We start from the raw sequence: 21,172 nt of genomic DNA on the forward strand, positions 1-21,172 counted from the left end.
GCCGCTCAGGACGGGACGAGGGCCGACACGATCACGTCGGTGAGCAGGTCACCCGCCTTGCCGTCCGGGTCGAGGTCCGGGTCGTAGATGGTGACGTTGAGGCCGACGCAGCGCGGGGAGCGCACGAACGGCCGCAGCAGGTCGAGGAGTTCGTCGGCGAACAGGCCGCCCGGGTCGGGGCTGTCGACGGCGGGCATCACCGACGGGTCGAGGATGTCAGCGTCCAAGTGCACCCAGAAACCGTTGAGTTCAGGCACTTCCAGGGTCTGTACGACCGCGCGGGCGACGTTCTCCGCGCCCCACTTCCTGAGCTCGCCGACGGTCGCGTTGGCGATCTTCAGGGTGGTGAACTCGGCGCGGTCCTCGTCGCCGTCACGCAGCCCGAAGAGGCATACGTCCTCGTCGCGCAGGTAGGGCCGCAGCCCCTCCAGGTCGGTGAGGTCCCGCTGGCCGCGGCCCGTCGCGAGGGCGAGCTCCTCGCCGCCCGCGGCGCCGATCCGGTCGGAGTTGCCGGGGTGCCGGAAGTCGGCGGAGCCGTCCAGGGCCGCGAGCCCGTACCGCCCGATGCGGCGCAGCGCCAGCGCGGCACCCAGCTGGATCGAGCAGTCCCCGCCGAGGACGACGACGAAGTCCTCGGCACGTACGTGGTGTTCGATGCGGTCGGCGAGACGGCGGGTGTACGTGGCGATGGCGTCCGCGTGGAAGACGCCGTCGCCCTCCTGCCACTCCCCGCGGTCGTAGCGGGGCGGCACCACGACGCCGCCTTCGAGGGCCGAGAGGCGGCGCAACAGGCCGCGCTCCCGCAGGGCGCCGGCCAGTTTGTAGCAGCCGGGCACGGTGCCGGGGCCGGGCGGGCGCAGGCCCAGGTTGGAGGGGGCGTCGACGACCACGATATTCCGCATGCCGCCCATCCTCCGCGACGTACGCTGACCCTTTCAACACTGTTGTGGGGCGAACGGAAGAGCGGGGCGGAAGTATGGGCACGCAGCACACCTACCGTGTGATCGTGCGGGGCAGGTGGGACGCGTTGAGCGACGCGTCGAGGGCCGCGCTGCTCGCCGAGGCCGACCAACACGGTTTGGCGCAAATGAAGTTCACGCCGGAGGGCACGCTCGCCTACGATCGCGCGCTGCTCCACTTCTCCTGCCGCTTCGTGGTGGTCTCGGACGCCGAGGACGGCGAGGAGATGGCGGCGGCGCTCGCCGAGGAGAAGGCGGAGCTCCTCCTCACCGGTCTGGGGCACGGCTTCCGCGAGCTGAGGTCCACGGTGACGGACATGGACACCATGAAGATCAACCGCAAGCCGTCACGCCGCTGACGGCCCGCCGGGCCGCACCATGCCGGCGGTGATCGCCCAGCGTTCGTGGTCGCACCAGGCCCCGTCGATGTGGAGGAAGTCCGGCGAGAAGCCCTCCAGGCGGAAGCCGGCGCGGCGGACCAGGGCGAGGGACGCGGCGTTGCCCGGCTGGATGTTGGCCTCCAGGCGGTGCAGCCCGAAGTCCCCGAAGGCGTACGCAAGGACGAGTCCGAGTCCCTCGCTCATCAGCCCCCGTCCGGCCGCGTGCGCGAAGGCGCCGTAGCCGAGGGCGCCGCAGCGGAAGGCGCCGCGGACGATGTTGTTGATGTTGATGTACCCGGCGATGTCCCCGCTGTCGCGCTCGCAGACCAGGAGGCCGGCGCGGGCCGGGTCCTCGACGAGCGGCCGGACGTAGTCGCGGTAGGCGTCGTCCGTGCACGGCGGGAAGAGCCAGGGGTGGTGCAGCTCGCGGCTCTCGCGGGCACGCGCGGTGAACTCGGGGCCGTCGGCGGGGGTGATGTGGCGCAGGGCCACGCGGGGGCCTTCGGCGAGCGGGCCTTCGGCGAGGGGAGCGGCATGGGCGGGCATCGCCTCACGCTACCCGCGGCGCCTGCGCATGAAGTACGCCCCGCACAGGGCGCCGATGAGCCCCGTGCCGAGGAGCGCCGTCCACAGGGGCATGGTCACTTCGGGGATGAGCAGGCGGATCTTGGTGCTGCGGGTGTTCTCGAAGATGAAGACGAGGGTGAGGACGACGAGCGCGGCGACGGTCACCCTGCCGGGTGTCAGCAGCCCGCCGTCCCGGCCGCCGCCCCTGGGGCCGCCCGTGGAGGTGTTGGGGCTCATGGTGTGGACCCTTCCGTCGGAGGTACGCCGGCCTCCCCCGCCCCCAGCATGGGCAGCCGGGGAGCGGAGCGCGCGCGGTGGGGTGCCTCCGGGGCGGGGCGGTGGGCCGTACGGGTGACGTCGGCGGCGGAGGGTCGTACCGCTCAGTGGTCGACGACCGGCAGGTCGAGGACGCCGGTGTCGTCGGGGGCGCTGGTGACGGTCACCGGCTTGACGCCCTTGTTGCCGCCGTACGCCCCGTCGCTCGCCGCCACCACGAACTGCAACCGGTGGCCCTTCTCGTAGCGGTGCACGATGCCGGGCAGTGAGACCGTGAACGGCTTCGTGACGTCCGGCACCCGTACGGGCGCGACGAGGCGGTGGACGAGGGTCTTCCTGCCGTCGGGGGCGACGTCGTACAGCTTGGCGAAGAGGACGAGCTTGTCGGCGGCGTCCCCGGAGTGCTGCACGCGCTCGGTCCGCGGCGAGCGGACCTTCAGCGTCGCCCTGGGCGCGCCGACGACGTCCACCGGGCCGGTGAAGGGCTCGGTCGTCCAGTCGAGGTAGGTGCCCCTGGTGTCGTGCGGCTGCGGGTCGGGCAGGCCGATCATCCCGGCGAGCGAGGACTCCGAGTGGCTGGTGGGGATCAGCCAGTTGCGGTACTCGCGGCTGCCGCGGGCCACCTTCTTCCGGTCGTCGACGAGCTTGCCGTCGCCGGAGAGGTAGAACCTGCCGCTGAGGGCGGGCACTTCGGGCGCGGTCGCGTAGGTGTCGCCCGGGTCGGTGATCCAGTCGCGGTAGTAGGCGAAGGCGGGTCCGGTGTCGGTGTTCTTCTTCAGGTGGAGGTAGCGGTCGAACCAGGCGAGGATGCGCTTGCCCACGTACGACGTCTCCAAGTTCCCCTGTTCGAGGTTGAGTTCCCCGGACGCGGGGTCGGTCGTGCCGCCGCTGTGCCCCCAGGACTGCCAGATCATCTTGGCCGTGGTCCCCTGGTTCTTGAGGGTCCGGTACGTCGCCTCGGCCTCGTTGAGGTTGAAGAGGCTGTCGGCCTGGCCCTGGACGAGGAGCGTCGGGGCCTTCACCTTGTGCAGGTAGGAGACCGGGGAGACGCCGCGTGCGAACTCCTGGAGCTCCTTGGTCCGGTCGGCGGGGTAGCGGCCGGAGTTGAGGGTGCGGATCGTCTCGCAGGCCTTGGTGACGAAGTGCAGGCAGTCGAGGCGGTTGATGCGGGACGGGTCCAGGTTGGGGACGAGCAGCGGCTGTCCCTCGCCGATGAGGTAGAAGCCGTTCATCCACTGCCACTTGGCGGCGCCGGGGACGCTGCGGTCGGCCGCGTTGTTGGGGTCGAGGGAGTAGGCGAGGTCGTTCCAGGTGATCATGGGGACGAGTGCGTCGACCCGGTGGTCGACGGCGGCGGTCGCCAGCTGGACGGCCCCGCCGTACGAGCCGCCGATCATGCCGACGCGCGGGTCGCCCTTGCCGTCGGTGGTGACGTAGTCGGCCCTCGTCCCGTCGTCGGCGGCCCGCTTGCCGCCGAGGAAGTCGATGAGCCCGGACGCGGCTCTGCCGTCGATCTCGGGGTCGTCCAGGGATATGAGGCACCCCGACTTGCCGAATCCGAGTCCGGAGTAGACGAGCGAGACGTAGCCGCGCTCGGCGAAGGCCTTCCCGGTGGCGGCGGTCCCGTCGGACTTGTTGCCGCCGAAGCCGTTGGTGGTGAGCACGGCCGGCGCGGGGTGCGCGGCGTCGACACCGGCGGGCCGGTACAGGTCGGCGTCGACCGTGCAGCTCCTGCCGCCCGCCTGGACGGTGAACTTCAGGGCGGTGACGGTGTACTGGCCCGTGGCGCTCGCCGGGGCGGTGAGGGCGAGCGGCGCGGCGAGCACGGCCGCGGTGGCGAGGGTCAGGGCACGGCGACGGGACAAGGGGACCTCCACGCTGAGGGCGGCCGACGACCGGCGACTACCGACCGGTAAGTACCGGCCGGAGTCATGCTGTGACACGTGTCATGTATAGGTCAATGCCTGTGTCGGCGGTTTCTGTACGGAGGTTCCGTGCACCGGCGTCGATCTGCACGGAGATTCCGTGCGCCGGCGCCGGGAGACGCCCTCCGCCCGGCGGCGCCCCTCAGACCAGCGCGGGCTCATCCAGCGTCAACGTCCCCGCCTCCGCGTCCAGCTCCCCCGCCACCCCGAACGGCACCGTCAGCGCCCCCTCGCAGTGCCCGAACCCGAACTCCTCGACCACCGGCACACCCAGCCCGCCGAGCCGGTCCGAGAAGAGCGCCCGCAGCTCGTCCCGCGCCCCGCACCTCTGCCACGAACCCAGCGCGATCCCCGCCACGCCGTCCAGCCAGCGGGCGCGCAGGAGCTGGGTGAGGATCCGGTCGAGGCGGTACGCCTCCTCGCCGGTGTCCTCGATGAAGAGCAGGCCGCCGCGGGCGGAGGCCCGCGCCACGGGTGTGCCGAGGTCGGCGGCGAGCAGCGACACACAGCCGCCGAGCGTGACGCCCCTGGCGCGGCCGCCGGTCAGCGGCGCCGTGTCCGGGGCCGCCGTCCGGACGACCCGGGTCTCCTCCGGCGCGAAGAGCGTCGTGCGCAGGTGTTCCTGGGCCCGCGCGTTCTTGAGGAAGTCGATCGTGGCGGTCATCGGGCCGTGCAGGGTGGCGACGCCGAGCCGCGTGGCGAAGGCCTCGTGCAGGACGGTGATGTCGCTGTAGCCGAGGAACACCTTGGGCCCGGTGGCCCGTGTCGCCGCCCGCAGCGCCGCCCAGTCGACGAGGTCCACCATCCGCTGGGCGCCGTACCCGCCCCGGGCGCAGAACACGGCGGCCACGGACGGGTCGCACCAGGCCCGCTCCAGGTCGCGCGCGCGGTCGGCGTCCGTTCCCGCGAGGTACCAGAACTCCGGGTGGCGCTCGCGCACATGGGGTGCGACCACGGGGTCCAGGTCCCAGCCGCGCAGGATGTCGAGGCCCGCTTCGAGCTGGTCGTCGGGGACGGGTCCGCTCGGCGCGACGACGGCGACCCGCGCGCCGGGGGTGAGGCGGGCGGGCCGCGCGAGAGGTATCACTTGGCGAGCTCCAGGGTGGGCACACGGCCCGCGAGGTCGATCCTGAACACCTGCGCGTACAGGGAGAGTTCGGCCTCCAGCGCGCGGACCATGGTGTCGGCGCGCCGGAACCCGTGCCCCTCGCCCTCGAAGGCGATGTAGGCGTGCGGAACGCCGCGGCCGGCCATCCTGGCGAGGAACCGTTCGGACTGTGCGGGCGGACAGACCACGTCGTCGAGCCCCTGGAGCAGCAGGAACGGGGTGGTGATCAGCTCGGCGTGCAGCACGGGCGAGCGCTCCGCGTACCGCCCCGGGACCTCGTCGAGCCGGCCGACGAGTGACTCCAGATACCGCGATTCGAGGTCGTGGGTCTCCCCCGACGCGAACGCGGCGAGGTCGAGCACGGGATAGATGATGGTCCCGCAGGCGTAGACATCGGTGCTGGTCAGGGAGACGGCGGCGGTCCAGCCGCCCGCGCTGCCGCCGCGGATCGCTAGCCGGGCCCGGTCGGCGGTGCCCTCGTCGGCGAGGCCGAGGGCGACGGCCGCGCAGTCCTCGACGTCGCCGATGCCCCACTGCTCGCGCAGCCGGTCGCGGTAGGCGCGCCCGTACCCGGTGGAGCCGCCGTAGTTGACCTCGGCGACGCCGATGCCGCGCGAGGTGAAGTAGGCGACGGCCAGGTCGAGCACGAGGGGCGAGCGGCCGGTGGGGCCACCGTGCGCCCACACCACGTAGGGCGGCAGCTCGTCGTCCGGCGCGGTGTGGCCGGGGTGGTGCGGCGGGTAGATGTGCGCGTGGATCTCGCGCCCCTCCGGGCCGTAGAAGGTGCGGATCTGCGGTTCCGGATAGTACGTGGGGTCGACCGGGTCGTCGTGGGCGGCGCCGATGACGCGGGCGTGGCCGGTGCAGGTGTCCAGCTCCACGACCTCGTACGCGCTGCGGGGGCTGGCGGCGACGCCGATCACGCGCGTCCCGTGCGCGGCGACGGTGGACGCCCACTCCGTCCAGGGGCCCGCCGAGTCGACGACCTCGCCCGTCTCGGGGTCGAGTATGCCGAGTGCGGTGGCGCCCTTGCCGTGCACGACGGCGATCAGTCCGCTCTCCAGCGGGGCGAACCAGTTCAGGCCGATCTGCCACAGGGGCCCGGCGAACTCCTCCTCGCGGGGGCAGAGCGGCCGTACATCGGCGGTGCCGGGGTCGGCCCGGTACAGGTTCCACCAGCCGGTGCGGTCGCTGGAGAACAACAGCCGTCCGTCGTGGGCCCATTCGACCTGTACGACGGACTCGTCGGGGCCGCCGGCGAGGGTCCGCGGCGCACCGAAGGTGCCGTCGTCGCGCACGTCGGCGAGCGTCAGTTCCGTGCCGTCCCACGGCATGCGGGGGTGGTCCCAGCCGATCCAGGCGACGTGGGCGCCGTCGGGCGACAGGCGGGGCCCGGTGACGAACCGGTTCCTGCCGTCGGACAGTTCGCGCACGGCGGCGCGGTCCTCGGCCGCCGACCCGTCGAGCGGCACGGCGGCGATGACGCGCCGCAGGTCGGTGGGTGCTTCGCCGGTGAACTCCTCCAGGACGCACCAGACTTCGCCGCGGTCGATGTGGAGCACCGGGTCGGCCCAGCGCAGTCCGCCGCCGACGGCCGAGACCGGGGTCAGGGGTCTCGGTTCGGCCTCGGGGGCGTCGGGCTCGTACGCGTACAGGCGCTGGTCGGCGAAGTCGACGAAGACCACCAGGGGTCCCTCGGGGCGCTCGGCGCCGGCCCAGGCGCGGCCGCCGTACTCGACGACGCGGCTGCGCACGTTCCACGGGGCGGGGAGCACCGTGCGCTCCTCGCCGTCGGGCAGCCGCCGCACCAGCGCGCGCCGGCCCGCCTCGGTGGGGCGCGGCTCGGTCCACCAGGTCTCGGCGCCGACGAAGCCCACGTACGCCGGAGCGCCGTCGTGGGTGGCGGCGAGCTCGGCGTCGATCGGCGACGGCCATGATCCGTACGCCCGGGTCTGCGTCATGTCCTTCTCTTCCCCCATTTTTCGCTAGGCCGTCCGCAGGAAGCGGTCGAGGACGCGGACGCCGAAGTGCAGTGCGTCGACGGGCACACACTCGTCGACTCCGTGGAACAACGCCTGGTAGTCGAAGCCCTCCGGTGTCCTCAGCGGCGAGAAGCCGTAGCCGGTGATGCCGAGTCGCGAGAACTGCTTGGCGTCCGTGCCGCCCGACATGCAGTACGGCACGACGTGGCCCTCCGGCGCGAACTCCTCGACGGCCGCCCGCATGCGCGCGTACGTCGGCGAGTCGACCGGCGCCTGGAGCGCCACCTCGCGGTGGTGGAACTCCCAGTCGACGTCAGGGCCGGTGAGCCGGTCAAGCGTGCGGCGGAACTCTTCCTCGCCGCCGGGCAGAAAGCGGCCGTCCACGTACGCCACTGCCTCACCAGGGATCACATTGACCTTGTAACCCGACTGGAGCATCGTCGGGTTGGCGCTGTTGCGGACCGTCGGGGCGACCAGGTCGGCGGTCGGCCCGAGCTTCTCCAGGAAGGCGTCCACGTCGTAGCCCGGCGCGTCCGGGTCGGTCTCCAGGCCATAGAGCGCGGCCAGTTCGACGAGACAGGCGCGCACGGTCGGGGTGAGCCGGACCGGCCAGCGGTGCTCGCCGATGCGGGTGATGGCGCCGGCCAGCCTGCTGACCGCGTTGGAGTGGTTGACCTTGGAGCCGTGGCCGGCCTTGCCCCGCGCGGTGAGCTTGAGCCAGCCGGTGCCGCGCTCCCCCGCCGCGATGGGGTAGATCCGGTTGCCCCGGCCGTCGTGGAAGGTGAACGCGCCCGACTCGCTGATGCCTTCCGTGCAGCCATCGAAGAGCCCGGCGTGCTGTTCGGTGAGGAATCCGGAGCCGTCGGCGGCGCTGGCCTCCTCGTCGGCGGTGAAGGCGATGACGAGGTCGCGGCGCGGTCGCACCCCGGCGCGGGCCCACATCCTGACCACGGACAGGATCATCGCGTCCATGTTCTTCATGTCGATCGCGCCGCGGCCCCAGACGACGCCGTCGCGGATCTCCCCGGAGAACGGGTCGACGCTCCAGTCGGCGGCCTCGGCGGGCACCACGTCCAGGTGGCCGTGGACGAGCAGCGCGTCGGCGCCCGGGTCGGTGCCCTCGATGCGGGCGACGACGTTGGTGCGGCCGGGGGTGCGCTCCAGGAGCACGGGCTCGAGGCCCGCGTCGGCGAGGCGTTCGGCGGCGTACTCGGCGGCGGGCCGCTCGCGGCAGTCGCCGCCGCCGCGGTTGGTGGTGTCGATGCGGATGAGCTCGGAGGTGAACGTCACGACCTCGTCGAGGGCCCGCGCGTCCACGGTGTCGTCGGGCTCCTGCTCCGTCACCTCGGTCTGCTGGCTAGCCATACTGCTCCTCCACGGCGGCAGAGGCGATCGTCGTAACCGCCTTGAAGGTACGGATCCCCTCGTACATGGTCTCGCTGTCGTACGCGACCTTCCGCTCCCCCGTACGGCGCACGCCCGGCACCACGGTCGCCGCCATGGAGAGGTGCTCGGCGTCGAACTCGACCTCCACGGTGAAGGGCCCGGCGGCCACCGGCTCGTGGCGTACGGCGAGCGGGGCGGCCTCCTTCGCGGCGGCGCGGATGTCGGCGGCGGTGCGGGCCGGGGTGCGGCAGACCGCCGCGTACCGCGAGACGTGGTCCTTGACGGCGACCTTGAGCGCGCCCGGCGCGTAGCCGAGGGCGTCCTCGCAGGCCAGGTCGTCGCCGGTGACGAGCACGACGGGGACGCCGTACTCGGCGACGACGTGCGCGTTGAGCAGTCCCTCGCTGGCCCGGACGCCGTTGAGCCACACGCCGGTGATCTGGTTGGCGAGGTAGGTGTGCGCGAGGACGCCCTCCATGCCGGCGCCCGCGTGGTATCCGAGGAACGCGATGCCGTCCACGTCGCCGTGCTGCACGCCCTCCACCATGGAGAGCGACTTGTGGCGCCCGGTGAGCATCTCCACGCGGTCGTCCAGCTCCTCCAGGAGCAGATTGCGCATGGTCCAGTGCGCTTCGTTGATGAGGACCTCGTCGGCGCCGCCGTCGAAGAACCCGAGCACGGCTGCGTTGACGTCCGAGGTGAACAGGGACCGGCAGCGCTCCCACTGCGGGGTCCCGGGCAGCACGTCGGCCGGCCAGGTCACGCCGGTGGCGCCCTCCATGTCGGCGCTGATGAGGATCTTCATAACCCTCTCCCCTCCCCTCGGCTCGGCGCACCAAACAGCTCACAGTGCCATACGGCTCACACTGCCATCAGGTGCGCAGCGCGAGTGTAGACGGGGAGGGGGGCCGATTATCAGGCGCTGTCGGCGGGCGCGTCGTCCCAGGCCAGTGACGCCATGCGCCAGCCCGCCGGGGTCCTGAGGTACTGGGTGGTCTTGTGGCCGGAGCCCTCGAACCGCTCGCCGTGGTGGCGGCCGGACTTGCGGTAGGCGCTGAACCGGTGGGCGACCGAGCCGAAGATCTCGGTGCGCGCGGAGACCTCCCACTCCGAGAACTCCGTCAGCGTCCCGTCGGTGAGCATCTTCTGCCGGGGTTCGATGAACGCGTCCAGGTCGTGGATCACCGGTTCGTCCCCGACGTTCGCGATGATCCTGCCCTCCGGGACGAAGACGTCCCTGATCACGCCGAGGTCCGGCACGCGGCCGCCGGTGTTGGTGAAGGCGCCGATGAACACGCCCATCAGGCGGTCGAGTTCGGCCTGGACGCCGGCGCCGGACGCCTCCCCGGTGGGCGGCCACTCCTCGCGCAGGACCGCCCAGACCTCGCTGTCCTGGCGTACCCCCCGGTGCGGGTAGCGCTGCCGCAGCACGCCCTCGCGGGTCATGCCGAGGCGGCGTGCGGCCTCGGTGCTGCGCGTGTTGCCGGACCCCGCCCACCACTCGACACGGCTCATGCCGCGTTCACCGAACGCCCAGTCGATCAGCTGCCGGCAGGCCCGCGTCACCAGGCCGCGGCCCTCCGCGGCCCGCTCCAGCCAGCAGCCGATCTCGCACACCCCGGTGCCGGCGTCGAAGCGGGTGAACATCACGCCGCCGACCAGGGTGCCGTCCAGCCAGATGCCGTAGAGGCGGCCGGTGTCCGCGGCCAGGCTGTCGGCGTAGCGCTGGAGGGTGGCCGTGGCGGAGTCGAGGTCGGTGCTGAGGGTCGCCCAGGGTATCCACGGGTCGACGGTGGGCCTCGCGCGGTCGATGTGCGCGAGGAATTCCGGTGCGTGCCAGGGCTCCAGCGGGCGGAGCAGGGCACGGTCGCCGAGCGGCACAGTGAACACGGCAGTCTCGCTCTCATGGGTGCGTAACAAGCGTTCGGTACGTAAGGTAGCAGCATGCCGCCCGCACCCGGAGACCGTGAAGCCCGCCGTGAAGACGTATCGGAGGCGGTGTGGCAGGTCCTCGCCGACAAGGGGTTCGGCGGGCTGACCCTGCGCGCGGTCGCCGCCGCGATGGGCGTCTCGACCGGCATGCTGATGCACTATTTCCCGACCAAGCGGGCCCTGCTCACGCACGCCCTGGACGTGCTGGAGAAGCGCACGGCGGAGCGGCCGCGCCGGACGCGGCCCGCCCCCGGCCTCGCCACCGTGCGCGCCATGCTCCTCGACATCCTGCCGCTGACCCCGGGCGACACAGCCCGCAACCGCGTCTGGGTGGGGTCCTGGGACCTCTCCCTCGCCGACGACGAGCTCGCCGCCGGGCAGGCCGGTCGCTACGAACGCCTCCGCGCGACGCTCCGCCCCCACCTCGAAGCCGCCCGCGGCCTCGGCGAACTGCCCGCCACCGCCGACGTGGACGAGCTCGCCGCCACTGCCGTCGCCTTCACCCACGGCCTCGTCGTCCAGGCCCTCTTCGACCCGGACCGGTTCTCCGTGGAGCGGCAGACCGCGCTGCTCGACACCTTCCTGGCCTCGGTGGCGGCGTCGTAGGACTTCGGTGTCCAGGGCGTCCTAGGACTTCGGTGTCCAGACGGACGGGCGGATCACCACCGCTTCCGTCCTGACCGTGCCGCCGTGCCGGAAGGTCAGGACGAACGGAATGCGGTCGCCGAGGCGGAGCGGGCCCCGCGCGCGCACCATGATGTCCACGCCGCGCGGGGACATGGTGAGGCCCTCACCGGCCGGTACGACGGCGGAGCCCACCATGCGCATGCCTGCGGCGCCGCGGCCCGTGGGCGTGTACCGGCTGAGCATCACGTCGTCGAAGGCGGGGGACGTCACCGAGGTCAGCGTGTCGTCGGAGCCGCCGGTGTTGGAGATCCGGAAGAACGCGGCGGTCTCCTCCGTGTTGCCCTGCGGCCGGAAGACCGTCCCGGTGGACACCTCGACGCGGGCCGGGCTGCCCGCGGCGCCGAACCCGACCCAAGTGGTGAGCAGGCCGAGGGCGACGGCGCAGGCCGCGAGGGGTTCGAGCGCGGCGCCGAAGGCCTCGCGGAGCCGGTGGCGGTCGGGCCTCCAGGGGTGCGGTTCGCCGGTCATCGCGCGCCTCCCCGCGTGCCGCGCCGCGGGCCGCCCGGGGACGGGCCGCGGGTGGGCCGCCAGGTGCGCAGCCGCAGGCTGTTGCCGACCACCAGCAGGGAGCTCGCCGACATCGCCGCGGCGGCGACCATGGGGTTGAGCAGGCCGACCGCGGCGAGCGGCACGGTGACGGCGTTGTAGCCGAAGGCCCACAGGAGGTTGACGCGGATCGTGCCGAGGGTGCGCCGGGCGAGCCGGACCGCGTCCGCGACGGCTTCGATGTCGCCGCGCACCAGCGTCACGTCGGCCGCCCCGATGGCCACGTCGGTGCCGGTGCCCATGGCGATCCCGAGGTCGGCGCCGGCCAGCGCCGCCGCGTCGTTCACCCCGTCGCCGATGACGGCGACCCGGTGGCCGCGCGCCTTCGCCTCCCGTACGAGGGCGGCCTTGTCCTCGGGGGTGCAGCGGGCGTGCACGTCCTCGATGCCGAGCTGCGCGGCGACCGCGCGGGCGGTGGCCTCGCGGTCGCCGGTGGCGAGGACCGGGCGCACGCCGAGGCGCCGCAGCCGGTCCACGGCGCGGTAGCTGCCGGGCCGCACCAGGTCGCCGACCGCGACGACCGCTTGGGGCACGCCGTCCACGCGGACCAGGACGGGGGTGTGCGCGGCGGCCTCGGCCGCTGTCAGCGCACGAGCGAGCTCTCCGCTCAACTCGTCGCCGGGAGAGCGGACTTCGACGACGTGCCCGTCCACCTCGCCGCGGACGCCCTGCCCGGCGACCGCGCTGAACTCCCGCACCGGCGGCAGCGTCCGCGCGGGCGGGGACTTCCTCGCGTACGAGGTGATCGCCCGGCCCAGCGGGTGTTCCGAGCCCTGCTCCACGGCCCCGGCGAGCCGCAGCGCCGCCTCCTCCCCGATGCCGTCGGGCGCCGCCGTGACCGCGGTGACGCTCATGCGGCCCGAGGTGAGGGTGCCGGTCTTGTCCAGGACGACGGTGTCGATGTGCCGCAGCGCTTCGAGGGCCTGCGGGCCGCTGACCAGGACGCCGAGCTGGGCACCGCGGCCGGTGGCGGCCAGCAGGGCGGTGGGCGTGGCGAGCCCGAGGGCGCACGGGCAGGCGACGACGAGTACGGCCACACAGGCGGTGACGGCCGCCTGCGGGTCGGCTCCGGCGCCGAGCCAGAAGCCGAGCACCGTGGCGGCGAGCGCGAGCACCATCGGCACGAACGCGCCCGCCACCGCGTCGGCGAGCCGCTGCGCGCCCGCCTTGCCGGCCTGAGCCTCAGTCACCATGCGGGTGATACGCGCCAGTTGCGTGTCGGCGCCGATGGCCGTGGCGCGGACGAGGAGCAGGCCGCCCGCGTTGACGGCGCCGCCGGTGACCTGGGAGCCCGGCCCGACCTCGACGGGGTCGCTCTCCCCGGTGACCAGGGACAGGTCCACGGCGGAGCTGCCCTCCACGACGGTGCCGTCGGCGGCGACCCGCTCGCCGGGCCGCACCACGAAGACCTGCCCGACGCCCAACTGCGCGAGCGGTACGAGGCGTTCGGTGGCGCCGTCCCGTACGGCGACGTCCTTGACGGTGAGCCCGGCGAGGGAGCGCAGGGCGGCGCCGGTGCCGTGCCGGGCCCGTGCCTCCAGGAAGCGCCCGGTGAGCACGAACAGCGGGACGCCGACGGCCGCCTCCAGGTAGACGTGCGCGGTGCCGTCACCGGCGGCGGGCAGCAGGGTGAACGGCATGGTCATGCCGGGGACGCCCGCGCCGCCGAGGAAGAGCGCGTACGCCGACCAGCCGAAGGACGCGGCGACGCCGAGGGAGACCAGCGTGTCCATGGTCGCCGCCGAGTGCCGCAGGTTGCGCAGCGCACGCAGGTGGAACGGCCACGTGCTCCAGGTGGCGACCGGCGCGGCGAGCGCGAAGCAGAGCCACTGCCAGTTGCGGAACTGAAGGGCGGGCACCATGGAGAGGACGAGTACGGGCGCCGCGAGGAGAGCGGTGACGAGCAGGTGCTGCCGTTGCCGCTGCCGGGCGGCCCCCACTTCCGTCGGCTCGGCCGTGTCCGGTGGGGTCTGCGGTGGCCGTGCTCCGGCGGTCGGCTCGGGCGGCGGGGGCAGCTCCGCCGTGTACCCGGCCCGCTCCACGGAGGCGACGAGTTCGTCGGGGGTGATGTGCGGCGGGTGGCTGATCCGGGCGCGGCCGGTCGCGAGGTTGACCGTCGCGCTCACGCCGTCCAGCCTGCCGAGCCGCTTCTCCACCCGGTTCACGCAGGCGGCGCAGGTCATGCCGCCGATGGTCAGATCGGTGGTGACGGCGGCGTCCGCCGCTCCGGTGGTCATCAGTGGCCTCCGCCGTGCGTGCCGCCCGCGCCGCCGTCGCCGCTGCCGCCGCCCGGCCCGGAGTCAGTGGTCGACTCGTGCATGCCGGGCGCGACCGGTCCGGCCGCCCTCCCCACGGCGTACGACGCGGCGAAGACCAGCACCAGCAGCAGGAGGAAGCCGCAGAGCGCGGGGGGCGGTACGAATCTCCGTGGTCGGTGCTCAGCCATCTCCGCTCCCGGTCGCGCGAAGGCACGGACCGGGCGGCCCGCACCGCTTCAGGAGTCGGACGCGGTCGCCGTCGAGTTCCCCGGTGATCAGGACTGGCCAGATCCTTGCGGGCCCTGGCCATCCGGCCAGTCGTGGTGGGCGGGGGCGGCGGCACAGGATCGGAGGCATGAAGATTCTCTGGGTATTCGCACATCCGGAACGCCGCTCGCTGGGCGGCTCCCTGCTGACCGAAGGGCTGCGCACGCTGGACTCGCTCGGCCACGTGCACCGCACGTCGGACCTGTACCGCATGGGCTGGAAGGCCGTGGTGGACGCCGACGACTTCGGCGGCTCCGGCGACCGGTCGCGCGAGCGGCTCCTCGTCGGCGCCGAGCAGGAACGCGCTTACGCGGAGCGGTCGTTGAGCGAGGACATCCGCCGCGAGCAGGAGAAGATCACGTGGGCGGACACGCTGGTCTTCCAATTTCCCCTCTGGTGGTTCGGGCCGCCCGCGATCCTCAAGGGCTGGTTCGACCGCGTGCTCGTCCAGGGCTTCGGCTTCGGCCTCAAGGGGCCCGACGGGCGCACCCTGCGGTACGGAGAGGGCGGTCTGGCCGGGAAGCGCGCGCTCGTCGTCACCTCGGTCGGCGCCCGGGAGTCCGGCTTCGGGCCGCGCGGCATCCACGGCCAGCTCGACCAGGTGCTGTTCCCGCTGCTGCACGGCACGTTCTGGTACACGGGCATGGCCGCGCTGCCGCCGTTCGTCGTGTACGGCGCCGACCGGCTCACGGCGGCGGGGTACGCCCGCGGCGCGGCGGGGCTGAGGGAGCGCCTGCGCACCCTGCACACCACGGATCCGCTGCCCTTCCGTCACGAGAACGGCGGTGCCTACGACGAGGAGCTGGTGCTGCGTCCTGAGCTCGCGCCGGGCATGTCCGGTGTGGGCGTGCACCGTTGAGCCCGGTCATGCGCACTCGCCGTCGCGGCTGAGGGCGAGGAAGGTGGACGGGCACGCCTCATCCGCCCCCTCTTCGAAGGACACGACACGTATGGCGGACCATCTTCCCCCCGTCGGTGTCGAGGAGGAGTACTTCCTCGTCGACGCCTCGCACCGTGCCGTCGTCGCAGCAGCCTCCCGGGTCCTGCCCCGCCTGGAACCGGTGACCGGGGACCTCGTCACCGGCGAGGTGTCCCAGTATCAAGTGGAGGGCAAGACACCGCCCTGCGGGACGCTGGGCGAACTCCTGCACCAGCTGCGGCGCGTCCGCCGGGCCGTCGCCCGCGCCGCGGCCGACGAGGGCCTGCGCCTCGTCGCCTCCGCCACACCCGTGCTCGGCATGCGCGCGCCGGTGCCGCTCAGCACCGACCCGCACTACCTCGCCCAGGTCGAGACGTTCCGGTCGCTGTACGACACCTTCGCCTTCTGCGCCCTCCACGTGCACGTGGAGGTGCCCGACCGCGACCACGCCGTCCTCGTCAGCAACCACCTGCGGCCGTGGCTGCCCACTCTCGTGGCGCTGGCGGCGAACTCGCCCTTCTGGGAGGAGCGGGACAGCGGCTACTGCAGCTGGCGGACCCTGGGCGCCACCCGCTGGCCCGTGGCCGGTCCCCCGCCCTACTTCTCCTCGGCGGCCCACTACGACGCGCTCGCGGCCTCGCTTCAGGTGGCAGGCGCGACCCACGGGGAACGCTCGCTCTACTGGGACGTACGCCCGTGCGCGCACCTGCCCACCGTGGAGATCAGGGCGATGGACGTCACCACGAGCGTCGAGGAGGGCGCGGCGCTTGCCGTCCTGGTGCGGGCGCTGGTCGTCCAGGCCCTTGAGCGGGTGCGCCGCGGCGACCCGGGCCCCGCCGTGGACGACGCCCTGCTGCGCGCCGCGTACTGGCGCTGCGCCCGGGACGGCCTGACCGGACACAGCCTCGACCCGCGGACGCGCCGGCTCGTACCGACGGCACATCTGGTCCGGCAACTCCTCGACCACGCCCGCCCCGCCCTGTCCGCACACGGGGAGCTTCAGCAGGTGGCCACGGTCCTGCGGCGGCTCGTCACGTACGGCGGCGGGGCCGAACGCCAGCGCTCCGCCCACGCGCGGGCGCGCAGCCTTCCCGACGTCGTCGACGATGTGGCCGACCGTACTGTGGTGGGGCTGGAGTCGGGGGCGGGGGCAGGGGCGGGATCGGGGTCGAGTGCGGGGGCGGGGTCGAGTGCGGGGGCGGGTGCGGGCCGCGTCCGTCGCGCGGCGGGTCGGCACCGGCCCGATCCGGAGTTGGGCGTGCTGGACTGACGCCTACGGCCGGTGTTCGTCCTTCAGCGTGCGTCGCCGCGCGCCGGCGCGTCCCGGGCGCCGAGGCGCAGGTGCTCGATGTGGTAGACGGCCTCGTCCAGGAGCTGGGCCACGTGGTTGTCGTACAGGCTGTAGACGATGCGGCGGCCCTCGCGCGCGCCCGTGACCAGGCCCAGGGCGCGGAGCAGGCGCAACTGGTGGGAGACCGCCGACTGTTCCATGCCCACCGCCTCGGCGAGCGCGCCGACACCGCACGGGCCCTGGCGCAGCTTGCTGAGGATCATCAGCCGGGACGGCGTGGCCAGCGCCTGGAGCGTGGCGGCGATCGTGGCGGCGGAGTCCGCGTCGAGGTGTGTGGCGGGGCTGATCTCGCTGTCGACTCCGTGTCCCATGCGGCAATCCTACTCGTCATACACCTGAAGACGTCTTCATGTGTTCCGCTATGGTGAGGACCGTCCGCCAGGCCGTCAGCTCGGCCGTCACAGCCTGCGCCGCCGCGTGGCCGCTCCGCTCGCCGCCCGGCCCCTTCGGCCTGCCCCGTCCGCTGCCCCGTCCACGAAGAGGTGTGCTCCGATGCCCCCCTCCGCGCCTTCCTCGTCCACCGCGCCCTCCGCCCTGGTGGGCGACGGCCGGTCGACCCCGGCCCCGGCCCCTCCCCCACCCGCACCACCGCGTCGCACCCGTTTCCTCGCCCTGCCCGAGGCCCGCTGGGCGGCGCTGGCTACGGCCGCCTTCCTGCTCGCGTGCCCGCTCGAACTCGCCGGTGCGCCCGGCCTGCTGTGGGGCCCGCTCTACGTCCTCTGTTACGTCGCCGGCGGCTGGGAGCCGACCGTGGCGGGGCTCCGGGCACTGCGGGAGCGGAGCCTCGACGTCGACCTGCTGATGGTCGTCGCGGCCCTCGGCGCTGCGGCCATCGGGCAGTTCCTCGACGGCGGTCTGCTCATCGTCATCTTCGCGGTGTCCGGGGCGCTGGAGGCCCTCGCCACCCGGCGCACCACGGACTCCGTGCGCGGGCTGCTCGACCTGGCGCCCGCCATGGCGGTGCGGGTGACGGAGACGGACGGTGCGGCCGGGGAGGAGCGGGTGGGGGTGGACTCCCTGCGGGTCGGCGACACCGTCCTCGTACGGCCCGGTGAGCGGCTGCCCGCCGACGGCACCGTGCTCGACGGCAGCAGCGAGGTCGACCAGGCCACGATCACCGGTGAACCGCTGCCGGTGGCGAGGGAGGCGGGCGACACGGTGTTCGCGGGCACCCTCAACGGCACGGGGGCGCTGCGCGTGCGCGTCGACCGCGACCCCGCGGACTCCGTCATCGCCCGCATCGTCGCCATGGTCGAGGAGGCCGGTGCGACGAAGGCGCCGACGCAGCTGTTCATCGAGAAGGTCGAGCAGCGGTACTCGGTGGGCGTGGTGGTCGCCACCCTCGCGCTCTTCGCCGTCCCGCTCGCGCTCGGTGCGGACTTCACCGAGACGCTGCTGCGGGCCATGACCTTCATGATCGTGGCGTCGCCGTGCGCGGTGGTCCTCGCGACGATGCCGCCGCTGCTCTCGGCCATCGCCAACGCCGGGCGGCACGGGGTGCTCGTCAAGTCCGCCGTGGTGATGGAGCGGTTGGGCGCGGTCACCAAGGTCGCCCTGGACAAGACGGGGACGCTCACGGAGGGGACGCCCCGGCTGACGGAGATCCGGCCGCTGCCCGGCACGGAGCTCACCAAGGACGAGGTTCTCGAGGTTCTCGCGCTCGCCGCGGCGGCCGAGCACCCCAGCGAGCACCCGTTGGCCCACGCCGTGGTCGCCGCGGCGCGTGAGCGCGGCCTGCCTCTTGAGGCGGCGCAGGACTTCGCCGCGCAACCCGGGCGCGGCGTGCGGGCGCTCGTCGCGGACCGCGTCGTCGAGGTGGGGAGCCCGGATCGGCTCCTGCCTGCGACGGCACGGGAACTGCTCGTCGACACGGCCACGCCGGGCCGGCTCGGCGCCGCGACCACACCGGACCTGCCCGAGGACGAAGCCCGCACCGTGGCCGTGGTGCTGGTCGACGGTGTCCCCGCCGCCACCCTGCACCTCACCGACCTGCCCCGGCCCCGAGCCGCCGAGGCGGTCGCCGCGCTGCGTCGGCTCACCGGCTCCGCACCGGCGCTGCTGACCGGCGACAGTGCACGGGCCGCCGAGCCGACCGCCCGCCAGACCGGGATCGAGGATGTACGGGCCGGGCTGCTCCCGCAGGACAAGGTCGCCGCCGTACGGCAGTGGGAGGAGCGGGGGGAGCGGGTCCTGGTCGTCGGCGACGGCGTCAACGACGCGCCCGCGCTCGCCGCCGCGCACGTCGGTGTCGCCATGGGCGGCACCGGCTCCGACCTGACCCTGGAGACCGCCGACGCGGTCGTCGTACGCGACGACCTCACCGCGGTCCCGGCGGTCGTGGCCCTCTCCCGGCGGGCCCGGCGGGTCGTGGTGCAGAACCTCGTCATCGCCTCCGTCTGCATCGGCGCGCTGGTCGTCTGGGACCTGGTGGGCCACCTGCCGCTGCCCCTCGGCGTGGCGGGCCACGAGGGCTCCACGATCCTGGTCGGCCTCAACGGCCTCCGCCTCCTGCGGACTTCGGCCTGGCACCCCCGCTCCGGCACTCCCCGCACACCCCGCTGAGCTCAAGAGTGTGCTCTAGGTCGGCGAAACCCGTCGTTTCCGCCAGATGTTCCGCCCAGGTCTCCACGGCACCCGCGTCCACCGGTCTGCTGCGGCCGCAGCGGCGGCAGATGAGGTAGTGCCGGTGTTCTTCGGTGGGGCGCCGCAGGTAGAGCCGTTCGCCGGTCTCGTCGCGTACGACGTCGACGAGGCCGGCGCGGTCCAGTTCGCGCAGGGCGCGGTAGACGGTGGTGAGGCCGACGGCCCGGTCGGAGCCGGCGAGCAGCGCGTGCAGTTCCTGCGCGGAGACGAACTCCCCACAGTGACCTAGCGTTTCGAGCACGGCGACACGCTGCCGGGTCCGGCGCACACCCGCCTCGGACCCCGCGCCGGGCCCCGCCTCGGGGCGGTGGCGCTCCTTCCCGCACCCGAGGCGGGATCTCGTCGTCATGGCATGTCCTGTCCGGTTCGGGGGAGGGCGGGGGCGGGTACGGCGGGCACGCCGGGGGCGGTGCCGGGGGCGGTGGGTCCGGCAGGCACGGCGGGCCCAGCAAGTGCGGCTGGCCCGGGAGACCCGGCAGATGCGGCAGGCAGGGAGGACCTAGCAGGTCCGGCAGGTCCGGCAGGTCCGGCAGGTCCGGCAGGTCCGGCGGGCCCAGCAGGTCCGGCGAGCCCGGCAGGCATGGCAGGCCCGGCAGATGCGGCGAGCCCGGGAGACCCGGCAGATGCGGCAGGCACGGAGGACCTAGCAGGTCCGGCAAGCACGGCAGATCCGGCAGGTCCAGCAGGTCCAGCAGGTCCGGCAGGTCCAGCAGGTCCAGCAGGTCCGGCAGGTCCAGCAGGTCCAGCAGGTCCGGCAGGTCCGGCAGAGGCGGAGGCCGTGGCAGGCGCCGCAAGGGCGGAGGCAACTGCGCGGGCAGCGGGGGCGGCAGGGCCGGAGGCCATGGTGTGGGGGCCGCCGAAGGTGAGGGTGCGGTACACCGCCACCCCACCGCCTGCCGCACCGCTGCCCGCCACCCCACCGCCTGCCGCGCCGCCGCCCCCCGCCACCCCGCCACCCGTCAGCTCCCCGCACGCCTCCGCCGCCGCCGTGACGCGCCGCGTGTACGCGGGATCCGTGGCGTCGAGCAGTACCCCCAGCGTCGTACCGCTGTGGCCGACCGCCACGCCGAGGCCGCCGACCTCTCGGCAGATCTCCCGCATGGGATCGAGCGACCTCTTGTGGCGCAGGGTCTGGTTCATGAGGGCGCTGCGCGTGGCGATGCGGCCGACCTCCGCCAGGTCGTGGCGGCGCACGGCGGCGGTGAGGCGTTCGAGCAGGTCGGCGTAGGTGCGCCGGTCGGCCGCCGTGAACGGCTTGGGGATGCGGTTGAAGTCCACGGTGTCCACGGAGCCGCCCTCGTCGATGCCGACCACCGCCATCGGGGGCAGTGAGCCGAGGACCGCGCGGAGCCGGACGCTGCGGTGGTGGAAGGCGACGATCGCGGGGTAGAGCACGCCGTCGGTGGGTTCGATGCGGGACAGGAGCCGCTCGATCCTGGCGGGCGGCATGGGGACGTCGAGGGCGCGGCCCACCGCCCGCGCGGTGGCGACGAGGTCGGCGGACGAGCTGGCGAGCCCCTTGCCCTCGGGGATGACGCTGCTGACGGTGAGCACTCCGCCGGGCGGCGCGCAGCCCGGCGCGCGGGGCGCCAAGTCGACGATCATGCGGGCGAGTCGGAGCGCCTTCGTCTTGTGCGCCGGCCGGACCTCCAGCTCGCCCGACGCGGAGCCCTCCCGGAAGGTGGCCATCGTCCACCGGGCGACGGGCAGCGTGACGAGGAAGTCCCCGTCGCCCTCGCCGCCGCACCCCTGAGCCCCATACCCCTCCGGCAGGACCCCTTGGAGCAGTTCGCCGAAGGTGCCGAACGCGGTACCGACCCCGGTCCTCGGCGGCGGCCCGTGTCGCGGCGGTCGGGACGGGCGGGGCCGGGGCGCGGCCCCCTGGAACAGCTTCACGCGACTCCTCTCGAACATCGCGGCGCACCCGGCACGGCACCCCGCGCGGACCAGTGTGCCGAAGTTATCCGCTCTTGACAATCATTTTCA

The 21,172-nt window shown here is 73.6% G+C and carries 19 protein-coding genes and 1 pseudogene; 5 read left to right on the forward strand and 15 right to left on the reverse strand.

Annotated features, from left to right (window positions below):
• Positions 1–5 precede the first annotated feature (5 nt).
• Complete coding sequence (locus tag ACZ4Z4_RS31230) at positions 6–902, reverse strand: arginase family protein (protein WP_468334712.1); 897 nt, start codon at positions 900–902, stop codon at positions 6–8.
• 74 nt (positions 903–976) lie between these two features.
• On the opposite strand from ACZ4Z4_RS31230, the gene ACZ4Z4_RS31235 reads away from it, so the two are divergent.
• Entirely contained in the window at positions 977–1,318 is a 342-nt protein-coding gene (locus tag ACZ4Z4_RS31235; RefSeq protein WP_468334715.1) for a DUF6204 family protein, read from the forward strand.
• Here the strand turns inward: ACZ4Z4_RS31235 and ACZ4Z4_RS31240 are convergent.
• The 8 genes from ACZ4Z4_RS31240 to ACZ4Z4_RS31275 all read right to left on the reverse strand — a co-directional run bounded on the left by ACZ4Z4_RS31240 (position 1,307) and on the right by ACZ4Z4_RS31275 (position 10,473).
• The gene (locus tag ACZ4Z4_RS31240) at positions 1,307–1,885 is read right to left on the reverse strand and encodes a GNAT family N-acetyltransferase (protein WP_468334718.1); all 579 of its coding nucleotides are present in this window, start codon (positions 1,883–1,885) and stop codon (positions 1,307–1,309) included. The two genes, ACZ4Z4_RS31235 and ACZ4Z4_RS31240, sit on opposite strands and share 12 nt — an antisense overlap.
• A gap of 9 nt (positions 1,886–1,894) precedes the next feature.
• The gene (locus ACZ4Z4_RS31245) at positions 1,895–2,143 is read right to left on the reverse strand and encodes a LapA family protein (protein WP_468334721.1); all 249 of its coding nucleotides are present in this window, start codon (positions 2,141–2,143) and stop codon (positions 1,895–1,897) included.
• 143 nt (positions 2,144–2,286) lie between these two features.
• Positions 2,287–4,047 (reverse strand): CocE/NonD family hydrolase, encoded by a 1,761-nt coding sequence (locus ACZ4Z4_RS31250; protein WP_468334724.1) that lies wholly within the window; start codon positions 4,045–4,047, stop codon positions 2,287–2,289.
• Positions 4,048–4,249: 202 nt separating this feature from the next.
• Entirely contained in the window at positions 4,250–5,194 is a 945-nt protein-coding gene (locus ACZ4Z4_RS31255) for a S66 peptidase family protein (protein WP_468334727.1), read from the reverse strand.
• Positions 5,191–7,176, reverse strand: a complete 1,986-nt coding sequence (locus ACZ4Z4_RS31260) for a S9 family peptidase (RefSeq protein ID WP_468334730.1) — start codon at positions 7,174–7,176, stop codon at positions 5,191–5,193. The genes ACZ4Z4_RS31255 and ACZ4Z4_RS31260 overlap by 4 nt, the downstream gene beginning before the upstream one ends.
• A 24-nt stretch (positions 7,177–7,200) precedes the next feature.
• Positions 7,201–8,562, reverse strand: a complete 1,362-nt coding sequence (locus tag ACZ4Z4_RS31265) for a M20/M25/M40 family metallo-hydrolase (RefSeq protein ID WP_468334733.1) — start codon at positions 8,560–8,562, stop codon at positions 7,201–7,203.
• Positions 8,555–9,388: a M55 family metallopeptidase gene (locus tag ACZ4Z4_RS31270; RefSeq protein WP_468334736.1), complete on the reverse strand. Its 834-nt coding sequence runs from the start codon at positions 9,386–9,388 to the stop codon at positions 8,555–8,557. The genes ACZ4Z4_RS31265 and ACZ4Z4_RS31270 overlap by 8 nt, the downstream gene beginning before the upstream one ends.
• A 110-nt stretch (positions 9,389–9,498) precedes the next feature.
• Complete coding sequence (locus ACZ4Z4_RS31275) at positions 9,499–10,473, reverse strand: GNAT family N-acetyltransferase (protein WP_468334738.1); 975 nt, start codon at positions 10,471–10,473, stop codon at positions 9,499–9,501.
• A gap of 54 nt (positions 10,474–10,527) precedes the next feature.
• Here ACZ4Z4_RS31275 and ACZ4Z4_RS31280 point away from each other — a divergent pair, with 54 nt between their 5' ends.
• Positions 10,528–11,121, forward strand: coding sequence for a TetR/AcrR family transcriptional regulator (locus ACZ4Z4_RS31280; RefSeq protein ID WP_468334741.1), 594 nt, complete (start codon positions 10,528–10,530; stop codon positions 11,119–11,121).
• Between the two features lie 21 nt (positions 11,122–11,142).
• On the opposite strand, the gene ACZ4Z4_RS31285 is transcribed toward ACZ4Z4_RS31280, so the two are convergent.
• Genes ACZ4Z4_RS31285 through ACZ4Z4_RS31295 form a run of 3 tightly spaced genes read right to left on the reverse strand, consistent with a single transcriptional unit; the run spans position 11,143 to position 14,194 of the window.
• Positions 11,143–11,670 (reverse strand): copper chaperone PCu(A)C, encoded by a 528-nt coding sequence (locus ACZ4Z4_RS31285; RefSeq protein ID WP_468334743.1) that lies wholly within the window; start codon positions 11,668–11,670, stop codon positions 11,143–11,145.
• Entirely contained in the window at positions 11,667–13,985 is a 2,319-nt protein-coding gene (locus ACZ4Z4_RS31290) for a heavy metal translocating P-type ATPase (RefSeq protein WP_468334746.1), read from the reverse strand. Before ACZ4Z4_RS31290 ends, ACZ4Z4_RS31285 begins: the two co-directional genes overlap by 4 nt.
• The gene (locus ACZ4Z4_RS31295; protein WP_468334749.1) at positions 13,985–14,194 is read right to left on the reverse strand and encodes a hypothetical protein; all 210 of its coding nucleotides are present in this window, start codon (positions 14,192–14,194) and stop codon (positions 13,985–13,987) included. Before ACZ4Z4_RS31295 ends, ACZ4Z4_RS31290 begins: the two co-directional genes overlap by 1 nt.
• Before the next feature lie 167 nt (positions 14,195–14,361).
• Here ACZ4Z4_RS31295 and ACZ4Z4_RS31300 point away from each other — a divergent pair, with 167 nt between their 5' ends.
• Together ACZ4Z4_RS31300 and ACZ4Z4_RS31305 are read left to right on the forward strand one after the other, a co-directional pair.
• Complete coding sequence (locus ACZ4Z4_RS31300) at positions 14,362–15,132, forward strand: NAD(P)H-dependent oxidoreductase (protein ID WP_468334752.1); 771 nt, start codon at positions 14,362–14,364, stop codon at positions 15,130–15,132.
• A 91-nt stretch (positions 15,133–15,223) separates the two neighbouring features.
• Positions 15,224–16,462, forward strand: coding sequence for a carboxylate-amine ligase (locus ACZ4Z4_RS31305; RefSeq protein ID WP_468334755.1), 1,239 nt, complete (start codon positions 15,224–15,226; stop codon positions 16,460–16,462).
• Positions 16,463–16,485: 23 nt separating this feature from the next.
• Here ACZ4Z4_RS31305 and ACZ4Z4_RS31310 read toward each other — a convergent pair whose 3' ends face one another.
• Positions 16,486–16,854 (reverse strand): ArsR/SmtB family transcription factor, encoded by a 369-nt coding sequence (locus ACZ4Z4_RS31310; RefSeq protein WP_468334758.1) that lies wholly within the window; start codon positions 16,852–16,854, stop codon positions 16,486–16,488.
• 181 nt (positions 16,855–17,035) lie between these two features.
• On the opposite strand from ACZ4Z4_RS31310, the gene ACZ4Z4_RS31315 reads away from it, so the two are divergent.
• Complete coding sequence (locus ACZ4Z4_RS31315) at positions 17,036–19,105, forward strand: heavy metal translocating P-type ATPase (protein ID WP_468334761.1); 2,070 nt, start codon at positions 17,036–17,038, stop codon at positions 19,103–19,105.
• Here ACZ4Z4_RS31315 and ACZ4Z4_RS31320 read toward each other — a convergent pair.
• Positions 19,035–19,535 (reverse strand): Fur family transcriptional regulator, encoded by a 501-nt coding sequence (locus ACZ4Z4_RS31320; protein ID WP_468334764.1) that lies wholly within the window; start codon positions 19,533–19,535, stop codon positions 19,035–19,037. The two genes, ACZ4Z4_RS31315 and ACZ4Z4_RS31320, sit on opposite strands and share 71 nt — an antisense overlap.
• Before the next feature lie 611 nt (positions 19,536–20,146).
• A pseudogene (locus ACZ4Z4_RS31325) lies at positions 20,147–20,974 on the reverse strand (GHMP family kinase ATP-binding protein); the annotation flags it as partial.
• Positions 20,975–21,172 lie beyond the last annotated feature (198 nt).

The organism is Streptomyces sp. NPDC030245 (assembly GCF_055572995.1).